Genomic DNA, 22,337 nt, shown 5'->3' on the forward strand with positions numbered 1-22,337 from the left:
AGGGTTGGGGCGATTAAAAAGGCCAGGCTGCGGCGGGGTTCCACACGGGCATGCCGAGCAGCGCGTACCAGGGGGCCATGATGCAGACGCCGTAGGCAATGGCGATAAGCACGGCCACAGAACCCACCTTGGCGTAATCAGAGGTAGAGAAAGTTTCTGTGCTGTGGGCGATGACGGCGGCGGTAATCTGCGTGGGCAGCAGGTAGGCGAACGTATCCGTATCGCACACCAGCAGGGTAAAGGCCACGGGGTGCAGCCCAAGCTTGGGCGCCATGGCAAATACCACCGGGGCAAGCATGGCCACGGCAGCCACGTTGGAGAGCATGCCAAGGCGGATAATGTGCGTGCCCACCATCATGGTCAGCACTGTCTGCCACCAGTTCATGCCCACAACCATGCTGTGGATGTGGTCGGCAAGCCACTGGGCCACGCCAGCCTGGGTCATGGCGGTGGTCATGGTCATTGCGCCGCCCAGCAGCAAGAATGTGCCCCATATGGTCTTTTGCTGCACGGCCTTCCATGAGCAGGGCATCATGCCGGGGGCAAAAAGCACCATCATACCAACAAGACCGATAACGCCCAAAGGCTGGCGGTGCAGTTCATAAATAAAGCTGCCCTTGCCCGTCACAAACATGAATCCGACCAGCAGAAAAATGCCCAGCAGGGTTTTTTCCGCCATGCTCATGGGGCCAAGTTCTTTGTAGCTTTTTTCAATGGTGGCGGAGCCGCCCGCAATGGAAACGCAGTTGGTCTTGAAGTAGTAGCGCGTCCACCAGTTGGTCAGCACAAACATCCCCAGATACGGGAACTGCAGGAGCATCCAGTTGAGAAAGTTGATGTTGGTGAAGCCGTTTTTTTCAAAAATACCCACCAGAATCATGTTGGGCAGGTGGGCGGTCATGATGAACATGCCGCAGATCATGGAGCCGTAAACCAGAGACTGGATGACAAGGGCCTTTTTTGCGGCGCGTTCTTCGGGCGTATCACCCAGCAGATTGCAGATGCCCTGCACCACGGGCAGCAGGGTGGCGGCGCGGGCGTTTGCCGCAGGCACCAGAAAGCCCAGAACAATATTTACAAAGAACATGCCCCAGATAACCCGGCATACGGACGAAGCCTTGAAACGGGCCAGAATGCCCAGAGCGATGCGGCGGTCAAGGCCAATGAGCTGCATGACCGCTGCCACCATAAAGGCAAACAGGCACAGCCAGATAACGTGGTCGGTGAATCCGGCAAAGATGGTAGCCATGGGCGGCTTGCCGTTGTTCCAGGGCAGGGCCTGGGTGATCAGCAGCATGGTGGGAATGGAAATGCCTGTCACGCCTGCGGGCATGGCCTCGCTGACCCACATGATGCTGGCCCATACCACAATGCCGAGAACGGCCATGCCGTTGTGCGTCAGCCCGTCAAAAGCGGGGATCACAGTCCACAGCAGAAAAAACGCAACCCATGCCAGGGCAAAACCCGTGAAAGCGCGCAGGGGATTTTTGCCCCTATTACGAATATTTTCACAAAGATAGCCCAAAAAAGACCGCCCTGCGGCGGAAGAAACCTGAGTCATATACCTACCCCACGATAAAAGAGTGTCAGTACGCGCGTGGGCACTGACACTAGGTTAGTTTGCTCTTCCATTCCATGTGCTGGATGATAATTCGGAGAAAAATATTTTGGCTTGTCTGTAGGCTTTGCGGTAATTTTTAAGGCTGAGCATACCTCTGTGGATAATGACAACTTACTGAATTGCTATGTAAATACGGCAAAAAAATGGAGCAGCCCGCACCATGTGCTCCGGCTGCTCCATGCCGATTTTTTTTTTGCCCTGCGGCAAAAATTTTTTCAGGTGAAAAATACCCGCGGCGCAAAATTAGAGTTTGAAAAACTCCAGAGCCGGAGCCTTGGCGATCATGCCCGCATCTGCCAGCATTTGATAAAAAAGGCTCAAGCCGCGCTGTTCTTCCTCGCCCAGGGTGTAAACAAGGCCCTTGCTGTAGTAGAAGGCCAGCTCCTCGCGCGAGAGGGGGCAGCCGTGGGCCGTGAGGTCGAGGATGACGTCCATGTGCCCAAGGCCCCAGTCGCGGCCCTGTCGCAGCAGCGCGCCAGGGTCGCTGGTAAAGAGCTTTGCCTCGGCGGCGGCGCGGCTGACCACCCACAGGCCGAAAATAAAGGGCAGGCCCGTCCAGTCGCGCCACGCCTCAGCCAGATCAAGACGGTGCGGATACTCGGGATGGTTGCGCAGGCGCAGGGCTTCATCGCCAATGGCCAGAAAGGCCACGGGCGGGTTTTTGCCGCGCAGGGCCGGGGTCACCTGTCCGGTGGTGAATGTGACGTTGAGCTTGAACCTGTCGCGCATGATGAGGCGCAGCAGGGCCACCGAGGTATGTGTTTCGCCGCTGATGAGGATTTCCTGCCCTTCAAGCTGTTCAAAGGGCACGCGCGAGAGCAGCAGCACGCTCATGACCGGGCCGTGGGAGCCGATGGAGAGGTCTTCCACAAGCTGGTAGCGCTCCGGGCGGCTGGCGTATTCAAAACACGAGCAGGACGAAACGTGCAGTTCGCCGCGCGCCATCATGGTGTTGAGCAGGGCTGGCGGGCCGGAAACAAGCTCGTAATCGTGGGGCAGAATGCCAGCTTCCAGCGGATGATAGATGGGCAGTACGTTGAGATAGCCAATGCGGCCCATGCGCAGTACTGGGGGCGTTTTTTTTTGCTCGGTCATGGGGCGGATTACCTTTTGCCAGGGGCAAAGCCGATGGACGAGATTTGAATGTGCGGCCAAAACGCGTTTCCGGGGGCGAACCCCCGGAAACGTGGAATTAACAGTGCGTCGGAAGCCTTACACTTCAGGCTGGGGAACCACGGGCGTGTAATCCATGGTGCGCTGCACAGGGGTAAAGCCCGCCGTGCGGATGACCTTGTGGATGTCGCTGCGATCCATGCGGAAGGAAACCCCGGCTGCGGCCACCACGTTTTCTTCAATCATCAGCGAGCCGAAGTCGTTGGCGCCGTAGAACAGGGCCAGTTGGGCCACCTGCGGTCCCATGGTCACCCACGAGGCCTGGATGTTGGCGATATTGTCCAGCACCAGACGCGAGACTGCCAGCAGGCGCAGGTATGCGGGCGCGGGCAGCGGGTCGACGTCGATGCGCGTGTGCGCTGGCTGGAATGTCCACGGAATAAAGGCCGTGAAGCCGTGGGTGCGGTCCTGCACCTCGCGCACGGCAAAGAGGTGATCCAGCCTGTGAGCGGGTTCTTCTTCATGGCCGAACATCATGGTGGCGGTGGTGCGCAGGCCCAGCTTGTGGGCTTCTTCCATAACGCCGAGCCATTGCTCGGCAGTGCATTTGTTGGGCGAAACCTGGGCGCGTACGCCCGTGTGCAGAATCTCCGCGCCGCCACCGGGCAGGGAGTGCAGGCCAGCTTCTTTCAGGCGGCGCAGCACTTCCGTAACGGAAAGACCGAATTTTTCAGCCCAGAAGAAGATCTCCGGTGGCGAAAAGGCGTGGATGTGCAGTTGCGGCCATGTGGCCCGCATCCAGCGCAGCAGGTCTTCGTACCATTCCAGCGGCAGGTCGGGGTGATGCCCGCCCTGGAGCAGCACCTGGGTACCGCCGAGGGCAAGAGTCTCCTCGATTTTCTGCGCCATTTCCTCTCGGCTGATGACGTAGCCGCCGTCCTGATCGGGCGCGCGGAAAAAGGCGCAGAAGCGGCAGGCGCACACGCACACGTTGGAATAGTTGATGTTGCGGTCGCCCACGTAGGTGACAATGGGCTCAGGGTGCAGACGCAGTCGCATGGCATGGGCCAGTTGGGCAAGCGTGTGCAGGCTGGCCTTGTAGTACAGGGCTTCGGCGGCGGCGCGGTCAAGGCGCTGACCACTGGCGGCAAGGGCTGCGGCCTGGCGCACGTCTTCAAATTCTGCGCCCTGTTCGTCAAAGGGGCTGTGCGCGGGGAAAAACGTACTCACTGGCGCGCCTCCGTGGATTCGTCGTTCAGGGTATTGAAGGTGGCGTTGCGGCGCACCGGGGTAAAGCCCGATTCGCGGATAAGGTGCTCCAGCTCCTCAATGGTCATGCCCTGGGCGGACTGCGAGCCCGCCATGTGGCCGATGCGCTCTTCAATGATGGTGCCGTCCAGATCGTCCGCGCCGTACCACAGGGCCACGGGGGCCAGCTTGGGGGCCATCATGATCCAGTAGGCCTTGAGGTGGGGGATGTTGTCGAGCATGAGGCGCGAAACAGCCACGGTGCGCAACTGATCCAGCCCGCGCTGGGGGCCCACCTTGTCTTCCGGCAGCTTGAGGCGGCTGTGATCCGTAAGGAAGGGCAGGGGGATAAAGCAGGTAAAGCCGCCGCTTTTGTCCTGCTGCTCGCGCAGACGGCAGAGGTGGTCGATGCGGTGCTCGTATGATTCGATATGCCCGAACAGCATGGTGCAGTTGGTAACAATGCCAAGACTGTGAGCTTCGCCCTGAATGCGCAGCCATGCCTTGGCATCGGCCTTGTGCGGGCAGATCTGCGGGCGCAGCTCTTCATCAAAAATTTCCGCGCCGCCGCCGGGCATCATCACAAGGCCCGCGTTCTGCAGGCGTTTGAGCACCTCAAGGGTGCTGATGCCTTCAAGGTGCGCAAAATGCTCAATCTCTACGGCGGTAAAGGCCTTGACCGGCAGGTTGGGGTTAAAGGCCCGCACCGCGCGGATCATGTCTTCAAACCAGGCGAGGGGGCGCGTGGGGTGGCAGCCGCCCACAATGTGCAGCTCGTCCAGATGCAGGGGGGTCGCGTCTGCGGCGCGCAGACGGGCCAGCACGTCATCGAGGCTCATGGCAAACGCGCCCGGCTCGTCCTCCCTGTCGCGGCGGAAGGCGCAAAAGGTGCAGCCGTTGACGCACACATTGGTATAGTTGATCTGCCGGTTGACCACATAAAAGGCCTTGTGCCCGTGCAGGCGGCAGCGCACGTGCAGGGCAAGCGCGCCCACGGCGGTAATATCGGGGCAGTTGAACAGTGTCAGCCCGTCTTCGGGCGAAAGCCGCTCCCCGGAGAGCACCTTTTCGCGGATAGACGAAAGGCCCAGTGCGGCGTAGTATGTTGCGTCTAGCATATCTGAATCCTGTGCATGGATTGGGGGCAAAATGCCGCTCGCAGATTAAGCCCCGCCGCCGCACACTGTCAACGTGAGGGAAAAATGTCTGCCTTGCCGCCGCCAAATCTGTCATTCGGTCTTTCGCCCTGCCCCAACGATACCTATATTTTTCATGCCATGCTGCACGGGCTGGTGCCTGTTCCTGCGCCCATCACCCCGCATATGGCAGATGTGGAAGAACTGAACAACCTTGCCCGGCAAAAGGCGCTGGACGTCACCAAGATGTCGCTTGGCGCAACCACCGAGATCATGCAGGATTATGCCCTGATGTCTTCGGGCGCGGCCCTTGGCTGGGGCTGCGGCCCCCTTGTGGTGGCGCGTAAAAACCTCAAGCCCGAAGACTGGCGCAATGCCACTGTGGCCGTGCCCGGCCTGCTGACCACGGCCAACCTGCTGCTGACCCTGCACGGCGGTTTCCAGGGGCCGCGCAAAGAAATGCTGTTCAGCGACGTTATGTCTGCCGTAAGCAACGGCGAGGCTGATCTTGGCCTGATCATCCACGAGGGGCGCTTTACCTATGCGCGTCAGGGACTTGTAAAACTGCTTGATCTGGGGCAGTGGTGGGAGGCGGAGTTTTCTCTGCCGCTGCCGCTGGGGGCCATTGCCGTGCGGCGCGACCTGTCCATACCCCTGGCCCGGCGCGTGCAGAATACCATTACTGCCAGCCTGGCTTACGCCAACGCGCACCCCGATGATTCGCGCGAATTTATCCGATCACATGCGCAGGAAATGGAAGAAAGCGTCACCAGCGCCCACATCAAGACCTTTGTGACGGATTTCAGCCTTGATCTCGGCCCGGCGGGGCGTACGGCTATTGAAGCCCTTGTGGGGCGTGCCGCGGATATCATGGGCAAGCCCCTGCCTTCTGAAGGGCTGTTTTTGCGCTAGGGGCTGTTTCTAAATAATTCTTTTGGCCAACTGGCTGCGTCAAAAGGCCATTTTTTACTCCAGTCATGTACCGTAAGCGCTGCTGTCTTCGCGGCAGCCGTTGCCCGAAGGGCCTACGGATGGCGACAGCGATTGCAACGATGAAACCGTGTCGTTACGCGTGCTGTCTTTAAGCGTAGTTTCCTGCGTCACAACGCTTGAAGCATCCGTAGCTTCCTTTGTCGCAACGGCTAAAGCGAGTACACTCCTTTCGTAAAAAAGCCTTTTTCCTTGCCCTTGGCACAAAATCATTTATTTAGAGACAACCCCTGAAGCAGGTTACGAATGAAATGAGTTAACTGCTCTAGCCAGGCAGGGCAAACCCGGCCCGTAACTCTTTTGCCTCTCCATGTTTCGCGCGTTGCGGCGCGGACGGAACACATTTTACCCCGGACTCTTCCGGCTTGCTCTGGCGCTGGCCCTGACGCCCGCCACGGATCACCTGCGAGAACCCTATGTTTGAAAAAATATTCTCTCTTTCCGAGGCTCGCCGTTTTTATGCGGTGGGTCTGCCCATCTTCATCGCCCAGCTCTCGCAAACGGGCATGACCTTTGCCGATACAGCCATGAGCGGGCTTTACAGCGCCCAGGCTCTGGCCGCGGTGGCCGTTGCGGGTTCCATATGGGCCCCTGTGGCCTTGCTTGGCATTGGCTGCCTGCTGGCGCTCTCTCCCCTGAGCGCGCAATTTGTTGGCTCAGGACGGCCTGATCGCGCGGCGCACCTGCTGCGGCAGGGCCTGTGGCTTACCCTGGCCATGAGCGTTGTGCTGGTGGGCTTTTATTATGCCATCTCGTTCCATCTGGAGCTTTTTGGGCTTGAGCCCGCGCTTGCAGACATGGCAGGGGCCTACCTGCGCGCCATCATGTGGGGTTTGCCGGGATTTCTGCTTTTTGTGAACCTGCGCAGCTTTCTTGAGGGCTTTTCCCGCACTCGTCCCGCCATGGTCATAGGCCTGCTCGGGCTGGCGCTTAATGTTCCCTGCAACTACGTGTTCATTTACGGCAAGTTCGGTTTGCCGGAGCTTGGCGGCGTGGGCTGCGGCGTGGCCTCTGCCATCAGCTTCTGGTTTATGGGCCTGTGCATGCTGTATTATCTGCGCCGCGACCCGCAGTATAAATGCCTGGGGCCGCTGTTTGCGCCTCTGTTCCGTGGCGGCAGCGCAGAAGAGCCGCGCTTTGACGGGGCGCTGGTCTTGCGGGTGTTCCGCATTGGCTTTCCCGGCGCGCTGGCCCTGTTTTTTGAAGTTTCGCTCTTTGCCCTCAGTGCCATTTTGCTGGCTCCTTTGGGTACGGTCATGGTGGCTGGGCATCAGATTGCCCTTAACTTTGGGGCGCTGGTGTTCATGGTGCCGCTTTCCATCAGCATGACGGCCACCATACGCGTTGGCCGCTACCTTGGGGCGCAGCAGGCCGAGCGCGCTAAAATTGTGGCCCGCACGGCCCTGACCCTGAGCGTTGTTTTTGCGTTGCTCATTGCTACCCTTACCGTGCTGTTCCGGCATAGTATTGTGGCCATTTATACCCAGGATGCGGCAGTGGCCGCCCTGGCCATGCAGCTCCTGCTCTACCAGGCCGCCTATCAGATTGTGGACGGCTTGCAGGTGACGGGCATAGGCATTCTGCGCGGGCATAATGATACGCGGATTATTTCTGTCATCTGCTTTGCAGCCTACTGGATTATCGGGCTGCCCTTGGGTTTTGCCCTGGCGCGTACAAATCTTCTGGTCCCCTCAATGGGGGCGGCGGGCTTTTGGATTGCCTACATCGTGGCCCTGGGATTCGGTGCGGCATGCTACCTCTGGCGGGTGCGGCATCTGCACTCGCTCACAACCGAAGACATGCTCCAGCGCGTGAAGCGTTAGAGCGGCATCATCGCCTTATCCCGACGTGCCAGAACATCTTTTTCTGCGGTCGGGCACCAGTATGAGCGTAAAAAGAGGCGCAGGCGGGCAAAGCCCGCCTGCGCCTCTTCAATACTGGTACGCTGGAGAAGAAATACCGTCAGGCCTTTAGCTGTTATTTGCGGAAGGCCTGCTTCCAGGTAAATTTTACTATGGACATCATATCCGTGAGGCTGCTCTTGCCGCCAAGCAGGCTCCCGGAACTTTTGCCCCGCGCGAGCGGGTCGAGCAGCGGCGGGATGGGGGTATTGCCTGAAATGGCAGGCTGCGCATCCTGCGCGGTGCGGGTGTTCTGCGTTGACTGGGCTGCGCCCTCGTGCTCGCCCCACAAGGGGATAACTGGCGAGGATGCGCCCTGCCCGGCGCGCAGATTACCTGCTCTGGCGGCAGAACCCTGCTGGGAGGGCATATCCGGTTCGTCCTCGTCGGCAAGGGCAATGCCAACTTGCCCGCGTTGCCGTGCTCCAGCCTGCGGGGCTGTGCCTGCTGTCTGAGCCTGATTGGCCTGCACATTGCCCATTTGAGCCTGACCCACCTGCATCAGGGGGTCATTTGTCCATTCTGCGGGCGCGCCTTCTGCGTCCCCACGCTCCTTGGCGGCCTGACGGCCTGCCCGCCACTGGCGTTCTGCCGCGTCTTCAAGCTTTTTGGCCTCGGCCTCGCGGGTCAGGGTTTCAAGCGTGGTGCGGATTTCTGCGCTCAAGGCTTCTGCATCAGCCCCCAGAGCCTGCTCAAGGCAGGCTTCCATGCTTTTCAGCATGTCGTCCGGGGTATCCGTTGCAAGGCAAATCTGCGCCATGCGCTCACTGATCTGTTCTCTGGGGGTGATTTCGTAGCCCTGAGCCAAAATTCCTGCTGCAAAATCAAAGTTGCCCTGGCGTATCTGCTGCAAGGCCTCGGACAAAAACGGGCTTCGCGCTGCGGGATCTTCCTGAAGCATGCGGGCATAAACAGCGCGGGCGCGGTTCCACTGCCGCGCGCGCACAAATGTGGCTGCCGCCAGCGAAAGATAGTGGCGGTAGCGGGCCATGTCGCCCTTGCCCTTCCACGCCGCGGCCATGCCCAGCTCCGCCTTGCCCTGAATAAGCGCGCCCCGCATGGCCCGCTGGAAAGCATTGATGGCGCTGTTCCATTTGCGCTGTTCAAGGCACTGCATGCCCACGCGAAAATAGTCTTCGGGCTGGCGAATGGGCTTGAGCAGGATGCCGTAGGTGGCCACGGCTTCGTCAAAGGCTCTGGTGTCTGCAAGGTGGGCGGCTTTTTCCAGATCATCAAGCGAAGAACGCGAGTTGGCCAGAAAATCAAGATGAGCCTTGAGCTGGCTGAAGGAGTAGGGCCTTGATATAAGGGCGCTTGCGCCGCAGCCAAGAGTGCGGAGCTGCTCCACCTCGCTGTCGTGGGGCAGAATCAGCAGAATGGGCATGTCGAGCAGCAGGGGGTGCAGACGCAGGATGGCGCAGAACTGTTCGCCGTCCATATCAGAAAGACGCTGCGAGCAGATGACCACATCGGGCTTGAAAGAAGGGGGAAATTCGTCAAGGCCAGCCAGCATGCGGGCTGCCGCCACGCCGGAGGTCAGACCTTCAATGCGGTCAACCCCGACTTCGCGCAATGCGCGTCTGTCCAGAGCGGCCATTGATTCGCTTTCGCTGAGAAGAAGAACATGGATCTGCCGTGGGCGGGTCATGCTTGTCCTTGTCGGAATAACCAGTTGAAAAGCTGCCGGCAGGAAGGGCAGGCAGTGGCTTCCGTAACTGCACTATACCCGCTGGAGCGGGCTTGCGCAAGAAAACAGGGCCGTGAAATTTAATGAAAGCCTGTCGCGAATGGGCGTAATGGCTTGTGCCTCCATAAAAAACACCTTGTCGCTGGTCGTGGCGGCAAGGTGTTTATGTGTCTGATCTGTCAAAACCAGCCTAATTGGCAAAGGGTATTATGCGCGCACGTTGCTGCGCATCCTCGCTGCCGCAATATTCCGGCGGGCAGGAAAGAACGGCGTGGCAGTATGGGCAGTGCAGCGTGCCATCTGCCCGTTCAAGGCGGATAAGCCCTCCCTCGTTTTCATAGCAGCGCGGGCAGAACGGCCCAAGATTTATGTCCTTGGCCTTGAGCCAGTAGAGGCCGTTGCGGCGGAACAGGTTGCTGGCAAGCTCAACGACTTCTTCAAGGGTCTTCAGGCGGGTCTGCAACAGGTTGAGCTCGTCGTGCAGGGCTATGCTGCGCGATTGCACTTCCATAAGCAGGCGGCGGGCCTGTTCGACATGCCCGGAGGCAAAAAGGTCGTTGATTTCTTTGAATAGTCGATAGTGCAGCATGGTTCGCTTCCCCATTGCTGCTAATAATCGGAGCAAGACGCTATATCTTTAGGGAACGGAAATCGGCTATTGGCGCGGGCTGAAAAAATTTACCCATGATTTTAGCCAGTTGGTGAGGAATTTTTTATTTAGAATATTTTTAGAGTTCTGGAAAAAAACTGGATTTGCCGGGTGCAGGCTTGCCCGCAAGGGCTGCTGTATTGCCTCTGAAAAGTGCTGCCTGTATGAAAAATGGGGGAAACAGGAGGTGCCCAAACCCACGCGCGCAATCAAGCAACGCGGATGTGGCAAAGATAAAGAGAATTGTTGCGGCTGGTTACATCTTGCGGCGTGAAACCGGGTCAAGAGAACGCAGCATCTCGCGGTATCGGGTTTCTTCATCCGCGGAGAGGGAGGGGGGCAGCTCGCCGTGGCGCAACAGGGCGCCGCCCAGCATATCCGCCTCTTTTTGGGCGCCGACGCGGCGCACCATGTCGGTGGCGGCATCAGGAATCGGCGTGGTAACTTCCACGGCAGTGCTTTGTTCTGCCCGCTGCTGCTCCTCGGCAGAAAGGCGCAGTACTTCCTCCTCCACCAGAATGGGCGCCCCTGCGCGCATGGCCAGGGCAATGGCGTCCGAGGGGCGGCAGTCCACCCGCGTTCTGCCTTCCGGGCCGGAAAGCACAAGCACCGCGTAGAAGGTGCCTTCGCGCAGATCGTTGATCTCCACGCGTCGCAGTTCGGCCTTAAAGGCTTTGAGCGTCATGAGAAAGAGGTCGTGCGTGAGAGGGCGGGGCAGGCTTTCGTTGTTGAGCACCAAAGAAATGGCCATGGCCTCCATGGCTCCTACCCAGACGGGCAGCACGGCATCGCCGCTGGCTTCGCGCAACACCACGATGGGCGTTTTGCTCTGCGGGTCGATGGTGAGGCCGAAAACGCGCATTTCTACCATGGTTCCCCCAATCGTTGGGCCATGAGGCTGTGTTTCTTTGCCTCGGTAATGCTCACCCGTACCATGTAGCCCGTGTGGTCCACTTGCGATGGCAGTTCCACATGCACGGGCGCGCCGTAGGGGTCGCGGCCTTGCCAGCTTGGCTCCGGCCCCTGGCCTTCCTTGGGGCTGCGGTTTTCGATCAGCAGGGTGGTTTCCCCGCCCACCCGTTGCTGCAACCAGCGCGCGCCAAGTTCATCCTGAAGGGCCTGGAGGCGCAGCAGCCTGTCCTGGGCCACATCGGCGGGAATTTTGTCGGGGAAGAGCGAGGCCCGCGTTCCCGGCCTGTCCGAGTAACAAAAGGAGAAGCTGGACATGAAGTTGCTGGCGCGCATCATCTGCAGCGTGTCCTGAAAATCCTGCTCGCTTTCACCGGGAAAGCCCACAATAAGATCAGTGGAGAGGGCCAGATCGGGCCGGGCGGCGCGCAGGCGCTCCACCAGATCAAGAAAGGCCGCGCTGTCGTAGCGGCGTTTCATGCGGGCCAGCACAGCGTCCGAGCCTGCCTGCATGGGCAGGTGCAGGCGGGGGCAGAGCTGGGGCAGTTCCGCAAAGGCGGCGATATCTTCCGGCCCCATATCCTTGGGGTGCGGGGTAACGTAGCGCAGGCGTTCAAGGCCCGGCAAGGCGGCAACCTTGCGCAGCAGAGCGGCAAAGCTCGTGCCGTCGCCGCTTTTATCCTGCCCGAATGCGTTGACGTTCTGCCCAAGCAGGGTGATTTCTCTCGCGCCGTTGTCGATCAGCGCCTTGCATTCGTCAAGAATGGCCGTGCTGCTGCGCGATTTCTGGCGGCCCCGGGTGAAAGGCACAATGCAGTAGGCGCAAAAATTGTCGCAGCCCTGCATTATATTGGCATAGGCCACAGAGCCGCTGACCACGCCGGGTTCGGTTGTGCCCTCGCGCTCCACATACTGGCTTGTAAAATCAAGCAGGGAGAGGCGCTGGGCGGGGTTTTCCAGCAGACGCTCGATGGCTTGCGGGGCATTACCTATGCCGTCGCTGCCCGCCACAAGGCGTACCTGGCTTTCTTTTTCAAAGATGCTTTCGCCAAGCTGCTGGGCCACGCATCCGGCCACGCACACCAGCACTGCAGGGTTGCCGCCCGAAACCTGACGGATGCGGCCAAGCGTGCTCATAACCTTTTGTTCCGGCTTTTCACGCACGGAACAGGTATTGACCACCACCACCTGGGCGTCTTCAAGCGGCGCTTCAAAAAAACCGCGCGCGCCGAGGGCACGCCCCAGCCAGTGGGAGTCGTGCACGTTCATCTGACAGCCAAAAGTGATGATATGGTAGGTCTTTTCAATCATGATCTTGTATTACTGCTCAATGTCCAGGTCTGCATCGTACATGCCATGCGCGCCTTCTTCTTCAAGGGCGGCCACGCGGTCTTCAAGCCAGTCAAGCACGGCGCGGGCCGTGTGGTAGTTGAGCAGCACACGGCTGTGGATGCAGCGGTTCACTTCGCGCGCGTCCACCTCGCCGGGGGTCATTTCGTGGCCGATGGAGCCGTCGGGGGCCACCAGCTGCTCAGAGAAAGCGGGCAGGGCATCGCTTTCGTGATAAAAATTCATTTCGATCTCGCCCTGCGGGTTTATGCCGCCCCAAACGCCGTGGGCTGTTTGCAGTCTTGCGTTTTCATCCATCTGATATTTATAGCGGATCTTTGCGGGGTGGTCACTGGGCTTGTTCATGCGGCATCCTTGTGGTGTGTGGTATCAGGGGCCTGGCCGCAGGCTGAGGCTCCGTTAGCAACGACATCAGCTGTGCGGCAATTGCATATGATAAAAAAGAGGCCCTGCCAAGTAAAGGCAACATGCTGTTCGCGCAGGGGGCGGCATTGCTTCGCATGCATCATGCCCGGTCGGCCCGCTGTAAAAAATTTGGAGCGAAAGAATCAAATCACCGCAAAAAGCAGCGCCAGCCCGGCTCTGCGGCCCATGCAACAGCCTTGCTGCGGCAAACATGCTCTTGACGATGTGCCTTGCATGGATAGAATATCTGCTGCGGCTCATAAGCACGGCCAGGCGCGGCAGCGCGCGGGCTAATCAGGCAATGAGCATCCAAGGAGAACAAGTGAGCGAGGCAAGCAGCAAACCGTATGAAATCCGGCGGCATGAAATGCAGCCCTACTTTGATCTGGAAGCCTTCATGTCCATGAGCAAGGAAACGCGCCTTGGCGGTGCTATTCTTGAACGCCTTGTGGGCCTGTGGGGCGAATGGCTGCCGCAACTGAACGTCTGTGAGATTGCGGCTGGCAAAATTTCGTATCTGGCTGTCTGGCTGCCGGAAGAAGTGGAAAATTTTGTGGATGAAGCCTGGGGCAAATCTGCCTCTGACGGCTTTATGATCAACAACCTTGCCCAGTTCATGTGCATGGCCGCCGTGCAGGAAGCCCTGCCCCAGGTGGAAGACGCCGGTTGCGCGCCTTCACCGCGCCCTACAGAAACGCTGCGCGAGGCGCTGGCCTCCTTGGGCATTGAATACCGCGAGGCATTCGGCACCCTTACGCGCCGTTATGCCGTGGTGACGCACTATCCCTTCAAGGGCGGCTGCGAGATTTGCCATCTTCAGGCCCAGTGTCCCAAGGGGCAGGGTCAGGCTGAAAGCCCGAGCATTCTTTTGCCGGGGCATGAGGCGGAAGCGGGCGATAACTAGGTGCTGGAACGGGCGGCTGTTTCTGAAAATGCCGTTTCTGCTCCCGGCTGCGCGCCGCAAAGCGCGGGCCACAGCCATGTGGGGCACAGAATGCTTTTCGGCAACAGCCGCTAACGGCCTTCCATCACTAGGGTGCGGGTTACTCCGGCCGGGGTGCGCACCACAAGTTCCACAGTGCGGGCATTGCGGGCAACCGATTCAACGAGGCAGGTTTCCGTGGCGTCCTTGTCATAGTTGCGCACATCCACCGTGTCGCCCTTGGAGGGAACACGGTCGGGGATGACCTCGACAAGGTCGGCGGAATCGGCGTCAAAGCCGTCCCAGGCCAGCGCGGGTATGGTCATGCAAAGGCAGCCCAGCAGGGCGGCTCCGAATAGCAGGTGTTTCATGCAAGCATGTGTAAATCCATTTGCCCCTCTTGGCAACTGTGCCGCCCCCGGTGAAGAACTCGCGCCACTGGCGCACCCCGCCCCCCTGTGCGATGGTCATGGCCGCGTGGTGCGGTATCTGCGTCTTTCGGTCACTGACCGCTGCAACCTGCGCTGCACCTATTGCCGCAGCGAGATAAACCAGAAGTTCATTCCGCACCCCAAGGTGTTGCGCTATGAAGAAATGGCGCGCCTTGTGGGCATGATGGCCGCACTGGGCGTTTCCAAGGTGCGGCTTACCGGGGGCGAACCCTTTGCCCGCAAGGGCTGCGACGAACTGCTGCATATGCTGCATACGCGCTACCCATCCCTTGATCTGCGCCTGACCACCAACGGCACCCTGCTTGAGCCGCACATTTCGCTGCTGCGCTCAGTGGGGGTGAGCGCCGTAAATCTTTCCCTTGACAGTTTTGACCGCGAAACCTTTGCCAGAGTGACCGGGCGCGACCTGCTGCCCGCTGTTCTCGCCTCGCTCGACGGGCTGCTGCAAGCGGGTATTCGCGTAAAAATCAACGCCGTTGCCATGCGCGGCGTCAATGACGGGCAGATGGACGATTTTGTTCATGCCGTGCGCACTATGCCCGTTGATCTGCGCTTTATCGAATTTATGCCCATGGGCAGCGGCACCCTCTGGGGGCCGGAGACGTTCTGGTCTGCCGCAGACATCCGGGCCGAGGCCGAGCGCCGCGTGCGCCTTGATCCCGTGCAGGACAGCAGCGCGGAGGCTGGCCCCGCCAAGATGTTTGCCGTGCAGGGCGGCAAGGGCCGCATGGGATTTATCACCGCGGTATCCTGCCATTTTTGCGGCACGTGCAACCGGCTGCGGCTCACCAGCGACGGCAACCTGCGCACGTGCCTGTTTGACGACAGGGAATATCACTTGCGGGGGCTTCTGCGTAATCCGCGTTTTGATGACGAGCATCTGGCCCGCGTGGTGCGTTTGGCCTGTGCTGGCAAGCCCATCGGTGCCGATCTGCTCAAGGCCCGCAAAAAAGGCTCCGCCGTGGCCGATAAACAGATGGTGGGCATTGGCGGTTGATGTCGGCGATCGGAGCGTAACCTCACGGCTGCGACTGCCTGTCAGCCTTCACTGGCCGGGAGCTTCTGTTGCAGGCAGACTGGCCCTCAGCCCAGCCGCACGGCAAGATTCACGTCGTCATCAAAATCCAGCGTCATGTATCCGTTGGCGGGATCGCGCACGTAGGCCAGGTATTCCGGGCTGTCGGCCGCGTCATCGGCGATCACTAGAGCGCCGGTGCGCAAACCAGTTTCTGCCAGTTTCAGAATATCGCAATACAGGGCCTTTGCCCCGTCGAGCAGCAGCATGTCTATATGCTGTGGCAGGTTGCTGCCCAGGGTTTGCAGGGCATCGCCAGAGCGAATTTCCACCAGATCGGCCAGTCCGGAAGTTTGCAGATTCTGCTGCGCCCGCGCCACTTTTGAGGGTTCAAACTCGCTTGTAATCATCTGGCCGCCACCGTTGTCGCGCAGGGCTGCGGCAAGAAACAGGGTGGAAATGCCGAATGAGGTGCCAAATTCCACCACTACTCGCGCATTGCTGCAGCGCGCCAGCATGTACAGAAGTTCGCCGGTTCTGCGGGAAACGGGAATGGCAAAGTTTTTCAGGCTGGCATAAAAACCGGCATATGCGGTTTTGCAGCCTTTTTGCTGTTCCAGCGCTTGGGCGCTCAGGCCTGTTGCCGCACAAATATCTTCGATCGTGGTTGTTTCCGCCTGGGTAAGCAGGGTATCAAGCAGATGGGCCAGTGGTTGCGTGCTGAGGCTGTTCATGTGTTGCTCCTTGTTATGGTTGCACGCCTGTGCGTGTATGGGTAGAATATGACGAAATATTCACATTTTACCATTCGCATTGCGCCGCATCCATGAGCAAATACCAAGAAACGAAAATTATTCAACGAAAACAACCACGTCAGGCACGGTCTGCCGATGTGGTGGCCGCGATTCTTGAGGCTGCCGCTCGCGTTTTGGCCACTGAGGGAGCGCAGCGTTTTACCACTGCACGCGTGGCCGAACGGGCCGGGGTCAGCATTGGTTCGCTGTACCAGTATTTTCCCAACAAAGCGGCCATACTTTTTCGGCTTCAGTGTGAGGAATGGCGGCAAACCACCAGCCTTTTGCAAACCATTCTGCAAGACGCGGGCATGCCGCCGCTGGATCGGCTGCGTACACTTGTGCACGCCTTTGTGACGTCGGAATGTGAAGAAGCAGCCATGCGCGCGGCCCTGCACGACTCTGCGCCCCTTTACCGACATGCGCCGGAAACAGCAGAAATCAAGGCCGAGAGCCGCCAGATTTTTTCAGATTTTGTGGCCGAGGCCTTGCCCCTCGCCACAGAAAGCCAAAGGGCATTGGTCGCGGAGTTGACCTCTGTAACTCTGGCTGCGGCGGGCAAACACTTTTCCTCGCAAGGGCGCAGCCCGCAGGAAAACGAGGCCTGTGCCACAGCCGTGGCAGACATGCTTTGCGCCTATTTCAGCGCCATTGCTCAGGGGCCGCTAGCCTGCCCGCAGGCGGGGGATGGGCCATACACGGCAAGCGCCATTTGAAACCCTTCGCCTTTCAGTCTATGCTCTGGCGGTAGCAACCTTTACTTCTCGCAAGGAATCCATGATCGCCTATCTTGAAGGCCGCCTGGCCGAAATATGGGGCAATGCCTGCCTGATCGTTACCGAAGGGGGCGTGGGGTACGAAGTGGCCCTGCCCGCCCACACGCTTGCCAGTCTGCCCGGCAGGGGGGAACCCCTGGCGCTGTACACCAGCCTTGCCGTGCGTGAAGACGCGCTGGAACTCTTTGGTTTTGCCACCTTTGAAGAGCGCCAGACCTTTGAAGTGCTGGTTTCCATCTCCAAGGTGGGCGCGCGCACTGCCCTTGGCATCCTTTCCATCTTCCGGCCCGACGACCTGCGCCGGGTTGTGTTTGAGGATGATGTGCTGGCTCTTACCCGCGTTTCGGGCATCGGCAAAAAAACCGCCGAGCATGTTTTTCTTGAGCTGAAATACAAGCTCAAGGTCGAGGACGCCCCGCAGGCGGCGGCGCTGACCACCGGGGTGCGCCCCGGCTCTGTATTCCGCGATGTGCTGGACGGCTTGGGCAATCTTGGCTACGAGCCGGACGAATGCGCGCCCCTGGTCAAAAAACTGCTGCACGAAGAGCCTGATCTGGATGTGACAGGCGCTCTGCGCGCCACCCTCAAGGCTCTTGCCAAGGGGAAGGTCTGATGACCGATCTTGCGAACCCGTGCGTTGCGGAGTGCACCACAGGCATTGACGAAAGTGTACGCCCGCACAGCCTTGACGACTTTATCGGGCAAGATGAACTGCGCGCCAATCTGCGCGTGTATCTGGGGGCTGCGCGCGAGCGCGGCAAAGCGCTGGACCACACGCTTTTTTACGGCAATCCTGGGCTTGGCAAAACCACGCTGGCGCAGATCATGGCCTCCGAGCTGGGGGTCAATCTTATCTGCACCTCCGGGCCGGTGCTTGAGCGCAGCGGGGATCTTGCCGCCATCCTCACCAATCTGAACAGGCACGACATCCTTTTTGTGGATGAAATCCACCGCATGCCCATTGCCGTGGAAGAAGTGCTGTATCCTGCCATGGAAGATTTCAAGCTCGATCTGGTCATCGGGCAGGGGCCTGCGGCGCGCACGGTCAAGATTGACCTTGAGCCCTTTACTCTTGTGGGGGCAACTACGCGCATGGGCTTGATTTCTTCGCCCCTGCGTGACCGGTTCGGCATTGTGGCGCGGCTGGAATATTACAGCCCGGACGACCTTGCCCGCGTGGTGCAGCGCACGGCGCGCATCCTGGGCGTGGAGGTCTCCACTGACGGGGCGGCGGAAATTGGCCGCCGTTCACGCGGCACGCCCCGCATTGCCAACCGCCTGTTGCGCCGGGTACGCGACTTTGCCCTGGTGCACGGTGACGGCCTGGTGACTGGCGAGCAGGCTTCGGCGGCGCTCAAGCGCATGGACGTGGACGAGCTGGGGCTGGATCAGATGGACCGCAAACTGCTGGAGGTGCTCATCAAGCACTATGACGGCGGCCCGGTGGGCATCAAAACTCTGGCAGTGGCCTGCTCGGAAGAAGTGCGAACTATTGAAGATATTTACGAGCCATATCTTATCCAGTGCGGCTTTTTAAAGCGCACCCCGCGTGGGCGCATGGCAACAGCTTTGGCTTACAGGCACTTGAAAATGCTGCTTTCTTAGGTGTATGATCTGCCCGGCCAGTTTTTTACACCGTACTGAATGAAAAGGCGGAGAAAGCATGCGGTTGCAAGTAATTGAAGGAAAATTCAGCGTCTGCAAGGTGGAAAACCTGCGCGCCGTCAATTTTCATGTGCCGTGGCTGTTTGTGGGCAAAACTGATGCGGAAATTTCGGTGGTCTGCCTGACTGCGGATGTTCCCCACGCCACCCTGGCAAGGGAGGACGGCTGGCGCGCACTGCGCGTAGCGGGGCAGATGGATTTTGGCCTTACTGGTGTTATGGCGGGTTTGTCCACTGTGCTGGCGCAGGCGGGCATCAGCATTTTTGCCGTGTCCACCTTTGATACGGATTATATATTGATGAAGGCTGAAAAGCTTGCCCCGGCCATTGAGGCGTTGGAGGCGGGCGGCCACACCGTGGAACGCGCTGCCTTGTAAAAGATCGGTCGGCGTACGCAGGATGCCGGATTCCGTTTTTGAGAAGATTTGCCGCTGGTGGCGCAGAGGCGCAGCGGGGGGCAGGACAGAATAAAAAATCGGGGGAAGGGGCTTTGTGGCCCCTTCCCCCGATTTGCTTGCTATACGTCGATCTTGCCAGCGCGAGCCGCGTTGAGCACGGCCATGAGGGCCACGCCCACATCGGCAAAGACGGCTTCCCACAGGCCGGAAAGGCCCACGATGCCCAGCGCCATGAACAATCCCTTGATGCCCAGCGCCATAACAATGTTCTGCCACACAATTGTGCGCGTGCGGCGCGCAATGCGCAGCAGCTCTGGCAGGCGGGCGGGGTTGTCGTCCAGAATGACCACATCGGCGGTTTCAATGGCGGCTTCCGCGCCAAGACCGCCCATGGCCACGCCCACCCCTGCCGTTGCCAGCACCGGGGCATCGTTGATGCCGTCACCCACAAAGATGGTATTCTTCACCGGGCCAAGGGCTTCAAGCGCTCCGGCCTTGTCTTCGGGCAGCAGGTCTGCGCGCAGGGTGTCCAGCTTCAGGCGCTGGGCCACGGGGCGGGCCTGTTCTTCCCTGTCGCCCGTGAGCATGGCGATATTCTGGATGCCCAGGCGGCGCAGTTCCTGAATGGCTTCGGGCGACTGCGGCTTGATGCGGTCTGCCACCACCAGCGCACCCAGCAGCTTGCCGCCCTTGGCGACCTGCACCACGCTGCCGGGCATGGCAACTTCCATGGGGGCAATGCCACGGCTTGTGAGCAGGGCGGCGTTGCCCGCCAGAAGTTCATCGCCGCCAGCAGCGGCAGCCACGCCCATGCCGGGGATTTCTTCCATGCTGGTGAGCAGTGCATCATCAACCGTGATGCCTTGCTGTTGCGCCGCGCGCATGACAGAGCGGGCAATGGGGTGGTTGGAGCGGCTCTCTGCCAGCGCTGCGGCGGTCAGCAGTTCATTGGGGGCAATACCTTCGGCGGGCAGCACGGCGTTTACTTCAAATACGCCTTCGGTGAGGGTGCCGGTTTTGTCCAGCGCAGCTACGCGGATGTCGCGCAGGCTGTCGAGCACCGCGCCGCCCTTGATGAGTATGCCCCGGCGCGAAGCAGCGCCAATACCGCCAAAGTAACCCAGCGGAATGGAAATAAGCAGGGCGCAGGGGCAGGAAATGACCAGCAGCACCAGAGCGCGGTAAATCCACTGAGAGAAGGGGCCAAGCCCGAACAGAGGGGGCAGCACCGCCACCAGAAAAGCAATGCCCGTTACTGCGGGGGTGTACCAGCGGGCCATACGAGTGATGAAGCGCTCCGTCGGGGCCTTGCGGGCCACGGCGTTTTCCACCATTTCAAGAATACGGGCTATGGACGAATCGGCAAAAGCCGTTGTCACTTCAACCCGCAGGGCCGCGTTAAGATTGATGGTGCCAGCAAGTACACGACTGCCGGGAGCTATGCGCTGGGGCACTGATTCGCCCGTGAGCGGGGATGTGTCCACCTGCGAATCGCCTTCAAGCACGGTGCCGTCCAACGGAATTTTTTCGCCGGGGCGCACAAGAATGTGACTGCCGGGGCCAAGGGCTTCGGGTTCCACATCGCGGGTAGCGCCGTTATCCAGCATTTCGTGGGCAATGCTGGGCCGTGCGGCCAGCAGGGCCTTGACCGAACGGCGCGAGCGCCCGGCGGCGCGCTCCTGCACAAATTCACCCACGCAGTAAAACAGCATGACGCCAACGGCTTCCGGCAACTGCCCGAGGGCTATGGCAGCGATTGTTGCGCCGCCCATGAGCGTGAATTCGTTGAAAAAGTCCTTCTTCAGGATGCTTTGCGCCCCTATGCGCAGGACATCATAACCACACAATATATATGGCAGGGCGTAGAAGATGCCAATGACCAACCAGTTGGGCATGATCTCGGCAAGACGTTCATCCGCGACCATACCAATGGCGAAAAGCACGGCGGATATTGCCATAATGGCGATTTCGCGCCTTTCGTGGTCGTGCCCGTGTTCATGCTCGTGCCCATGATCATGGCAGCAGGCGCAGGCGTGATCCTGGTCGCGATCGCTCGGTTCTTCCGGCGCGCATGATGCGCAGCATGCCTTCATGGGCAAGGGGCTAAGCTTGGTGGATTCCATTCAAATCTCCTGACTTTATGCGGGGCTGCCAGCGGGTTGCGCGGCATCGTCTTCTGTGTCGTCTGCCTGATCGGCTGGGACGGGAATATGCTTCTGCTTGAAGAATTCGTGGATGCTGGTGTTGTGCGAAATACCCGGCAAGGCCGCAGCATCCTGAGCAATCTGCGGGCAGTCGGCCAACTCGCGGGTTGTCAGCGCCAGAGCATCGCGCACACAGTCTGTGGGATCCTGCGGCAGGCGATAATAAACCCAGCGACCATTCTTGATGCTCTCGATCAAACGCGCCTGCCGCAGGATAAAGAGGTGTTTGGAGGTGGTGGATGCCGCGAGCCCCAGGAGCGTTGTTATCTCGCAAACACACAGGGGCCGCAGGCGCAGGGCCATGAGTATTCGAAGGCGGTTTTCGTCGCCAAGCGCGCGAATGGCGGAAATGTAGCTGAGCATAAGTACTCCGTAGGGATGGTGGAGGTGGATGTCCTTTTCATTTCGTTGTGTGACGAAATATAAGAAGTGGAGCTTTTGAAGTCAAGCATATTTCGCCAACTGACGAAATGATAGCGTGCACATTATATGAAGGGACAAACGATTGAGTGGCAAGTTTGTGGGGGGGGTGAAGTGTGCCCTTGCTGCGTGCCATGCGAAGATTGATCTAGCAGTGCGGGAGTGTTGCGCATTGAACGGCGATGGGGGCGCGCTGGTGGATGGGCAATGGTTGTGGTAGGGTGAGGGTATGGTTGTGGTAGTATGGAAATCCCCCTGAAATTGGCTTTTGGCGGGGGATTTGCCTGAATGTTTGTACAAAAATGGTTTTTGTGTTGACACGAAAGGGGTGTTTGCTTAGAGTGCATTTCTCGCGTCACGGGATCGACACATTGAGTCTCGGCGAAATTCGCCAAGATGTAAAAAATGTGGTTGACTTGTGGATCGAGGGGGAGCATAACCGCTCCTCGCGATTGAAGAAAACGACTTGGCTTCACGGTGAAACGAAAGTTTCAGGAAATGAAAAAAAGTGGTTGACTTCGAAAGCGAAGAGGAGCATAACCGCTCCTCGCGATTGAAGAAAAACGACTGGCTCCACGGTGAAACAAAAAGTTTCACGGAACGGAAAAAGTTGTTGACTTCGAAAGCAAAGGGGAGCATAAACGCTCCTCGCGCCTTGAGAAAACGACTGACGGTCGCCGCGA

Annotated in this window: 21 protein-coding genes; 8 read left to right on the forward strand and 13 right to left on the reverse strand. The window is 59.4% G+C overall.

The genetic code is table 11. The features are described from left to right. Window positions 1-13: 13 nt before the first annotated feature. The 4 genes from NE637_RS13480 to mqnE form a co-directional block, all read right to left on the reverse strand. Window positions 14-1,561, reverse strand: a complete 1,548-nt coding sequence (locus NE637_RS13480; RefSeq protein ID WP_192113737.1) for an SLC13 family permease — start codon at window positions 1,559-1,561, stop codon at window positions 14-16. Window positions 1,562-1,864: 303 nt separating this feature from the next. Continuing rightward, window positions 1,865-2,716 carry a menaquinone biosynthetic enzyme MqnA/MqnD family protein gene (locus tag NE637_RS13485; protein ID WP_227118861.1) on the reverse strand — a complete coding sequence of 284 codons (852 nt, stop codon included), beginning with the start codon at window positions 2,714-2,716 and terminating at the stop codon, window positions 1,865-1,867. A 117-nt stretch (window positions 2,717-2,833) separates the two neighbouring features. Continuing rightward, on the reverse strand, window positions 2,834-3,964 hold the full coding sequence (gene mqnC / locus NE637_RS13490) for a cyclic dehypoxanthinyl futalosine synthase (protein WP_192113739.1): 1,131 nt from the start codon (window positions 3,962-3,964) through the stop codon (window positions 2,834-2,836). Continuing rightward, entirely contained in the window at window positions 3,961-5,100 is a 1,140-nt protein-coding gene (gene mqnE, locus NE637_RS13495) for an aminofutalosine synthase MqnE (protein ID WP_227118859.1), read from the reverse strand. Before mqnE ends, mqnC begins: the two co-directional genes overlap by 4 nt. 84 nt (window positions 5,101-5,184) lie before the next feature. On the opposite strand from mqnE, the gene NE637_RS13500 reads away from it, so the two are divergent. After that, window positions 5,185-6,030 carry a 1,4-dihydroxy-6-naphtoate synthase gene (locus tag NE637_RS13500; protein WP_227118857.1) on the forward strand — a complete coding sequence of 282 codons (846 nt, stop codon included), beginning with the start codon at window positions 5,185-5,187 and terminating at the stop codon, window positions 6,028-6,030. Between the two features lie 494 nt (window positions 6,031-6,524). Beyond that, the gene (locus NE637_RS13505) at window positions 6,525-7,931 is read left to right on the forward strand and encodes an MATE family efflux transporter (RefSeq protein ID WP_192113741.1); all 1,407 of its coding nucleotides are present in this window, start codon (window positions 6,525-6,527) and stop codon (window positions 7,929-7,931) included. 154 nt (window positions 7,932-8,085) lie between these two features. Here NE637_RS13505 and NE637_RS13510 read toward each other — a convergent pair whose 3' ends face one another. From NE637_RS13510 to NE637_RS13530, 5 genes are all read right to left on the reverse strand, one after another. Next, window positions 8,086-9,657, reverse strand: a complete 1,572-nt coding sequence (locus tag NE637_RS13510) for a response regulator (protein ID WP_227118855.1) — start codon at window positions 9,655-9,657, stop codon at window positions 8,086-8,088. Window positions 9,658-9,886: 229 nt separating this feature from the next. Beyond that, a complete protein-coding gene (locus NE637_RS13515) occupies window positions 9,887-10,285 on the reverse strand; it encodes a hypothetical protein (protein WP_227118854.1) in 399 nt (132 codons plus the stop codon). Window positions 10,286-10,601: 316 nt separating this feature from the next. Next, window positions 10,602-11,216: a bifunctional nuclease family protein gene (locus NE637_RS13520; RefSeq protein ID WP_022657265.1), complete on the reverse strand. Its 615-nt coding sequence runs from the start codon at window positions 11,214-11,216 to the stop codon at window positions 10,602-10,604. Continuing rightward, window positions 11,210-12,565 (reverse strand): tRNA (N6-isopentenyl adenosine(37)-C2)-methylthiotransferase MiaB, encoded by a 1,356-nt coding sequence (miaB, locus tag NE637_RS13525; RefSeq protein ID WP_227118852.1) that lies wholly within the window; start codon window positions 12,563-12,565, stop codon window positions 11,210-11,212. The genes NE637_RS13520 and miaB overlap by 7 nt, the downstream gene beginning before the upstream one ends. Before the next feature lie 9 nt (window positions 12,566-12,574). Continuing rightward, window positions 12,575-12,949, reverse strand: coding sequence for a hypothetical protein (locus NE637_RS13530; RefSeq protein WP_192113746.1), 375 nt, complete (start codon window positions 12,947-12,949; stop codon window positions 12,575-12,577). A 427-nt stretch (window positions 12,950-13,376) separates the two neighbouring features. On the opposite strand from NE637_RS13530, the gene NE637_RS13535 reads away from it, so the two are divergent. Further along, window positions 13,377-13,913, forward strand: a complete 537-nt coding sequence (locus tag NE637_RS13535) for a hypothetical protein (protein ID WP_192113758.1) — start codon at window positions 13,377-13,379, stop codon at window positions 13,911-13,913. A 110-nt stretch (window positions 13,914-14,023) separates the two neighbouring features. Here the strand turns inward: NE637_RS13535 and NE637_RS13540 are convergent, their stop codons facing one another. Further along, complete coding sequence (locus NE637_RS13540) at window positions 14,024-14,302, reverse strand: DUF5334 domain-containing protein (RefSeq protein WP_192113747.1); 279 nt, start codon at window positions 14,300-14,302, stop codon at window positions 14,024-14,026. Between NE637_RS13540 and moaA the strand changes: the two genes are divergently transcribed. Then, on the forward strand, window positions 14,301-15,380 hold the full coding sequence (gene moaA / locus NE637_RS13545; protein WP_227118850.1) for a GTP 3',8-cyclase MoaA: 1,080 nt from the start codon (window positions 14,301-14,303) through the stop codon (window positions 15,378-15,380). The two genes, NE637_RS13540 and moaA, sit on opposite strands and share 2 nt — an antisense overlap. Window positions 15,381-15,466: 86 nt before the next feature. On the opposite strand, the gene NE637_RS13550 is transcribed toward moaA, so the two are convergent. After that, on the reverse strand, window positions 15,467-16,132 hold the full coding sequence (locus NE637_RS13550; RefSeq protein WP_192113749.1) for an O-methyltransferase: 666 nt from the start codon (window positions 16,130-16,132) through the stop codon (window positions 15,467-15,469). Between the two features lie 92 nt (window positions 16,133-16,224). On the opposite strand from NE637_RS13550, the gene NE637_RS13555 reads away from it, so the two are divergent. From NE637_RS13555 to NE637_RS13570, 4 genes are all read left to right on the forward strand, one after another. Further along, window positions 16,225-16,908, forward strand: a complete 684-nt coding sequence (locus NE637_RS13555) for a TetR/AcrR family transcriptional regulator (RefSeq protein ID WP_227118848.1) — start codon at window positions 16,225-16,227, stop codon at window positions 16,906-16,908. 61 nt (window positions 16,909-16,969) lie between these two features. After that, the gene (ruvA, locus tag NE637_RS13560; protein ID WP_192113759.1) at window positions 16,970-17,581 is read left to right on the forward strand and encodes a Holliday junction branch migration protein RuvA; all 612 of its coding nucleotides are present in this window, start codon (window positions 16,970-16,972) and stop codon (window positions 17,579-17,581) included. Then, the gene (gene ruvB, locus NE637_RS13565) at window positions 17,581-18,573 is read left to right on the forward strand and encodes a Holliday junction branch migration DNA helicase RuvB (protein ID WP_192113751.1); all 993 of its coding nucleotides are present in this window, start codon (window positions 17,581-17,583) and stop codon (window positions 18,571-18,573) included. The genes ruvA and ruvB overlap by 1 nt, the downstream gene beginning before the upstream one ends. A 58-nt stretch (window positions 18,574-18,631) precedes the next feature. Beyond that, a complete protein-coding gene (locus tag NE637_RS13570; RefSeq protein WP_227118846.1) occupies window positions 18,632-19,009 on the forward strand; it encodes an ACT domain-containing protein in 378 nt (125 codons plus the stop codon). Window positions 19,010-19,149: 140 nt separating this feature from the next. On the opposite strand, the gene NE637_RS13575 is transcribed toward NE637_RS13570, so the two are convergent. Together NE637_RS13575 and NE637_RS13580 are read right to left on the reverse strand one after the other, a co-directional pair. Beyond that, complete coding sequence (locus NE637_RS13575; RefSeq protein WP_227118844.1) at window positions 19,150-21,153, reverse strand: heavy metal translocating P-type ATPase; 2,004 nt, start codon at window positions 21,151-21,153, stop codon at window positions 19,150-19,152. 15 nt (window positions 21,154-21,168) lie between these two features. Then, a complete protein-coding gene (locus NE637_RS13580) occupies window positions 21,169-21,597 on the reverse strand; it encodes an ArsR/SmtB family transcription factor (protein ID WP_192113753.1) in 429 nt (142 codons plus the stop codon). Window positions 21,598-22,337 lie beyond the last annotated feature (740 nt).

This window comes from Desulfovibrio desulfuricans, from assembly GCF_024460775.1.
Lineage (GTDB): Bacteria > Desulfobacterota > Desulfovibrionia > Desulfovibrionales > Desulfovibrionaceae > Desulfovibrio > Desulfovibrio desulfuricans_E.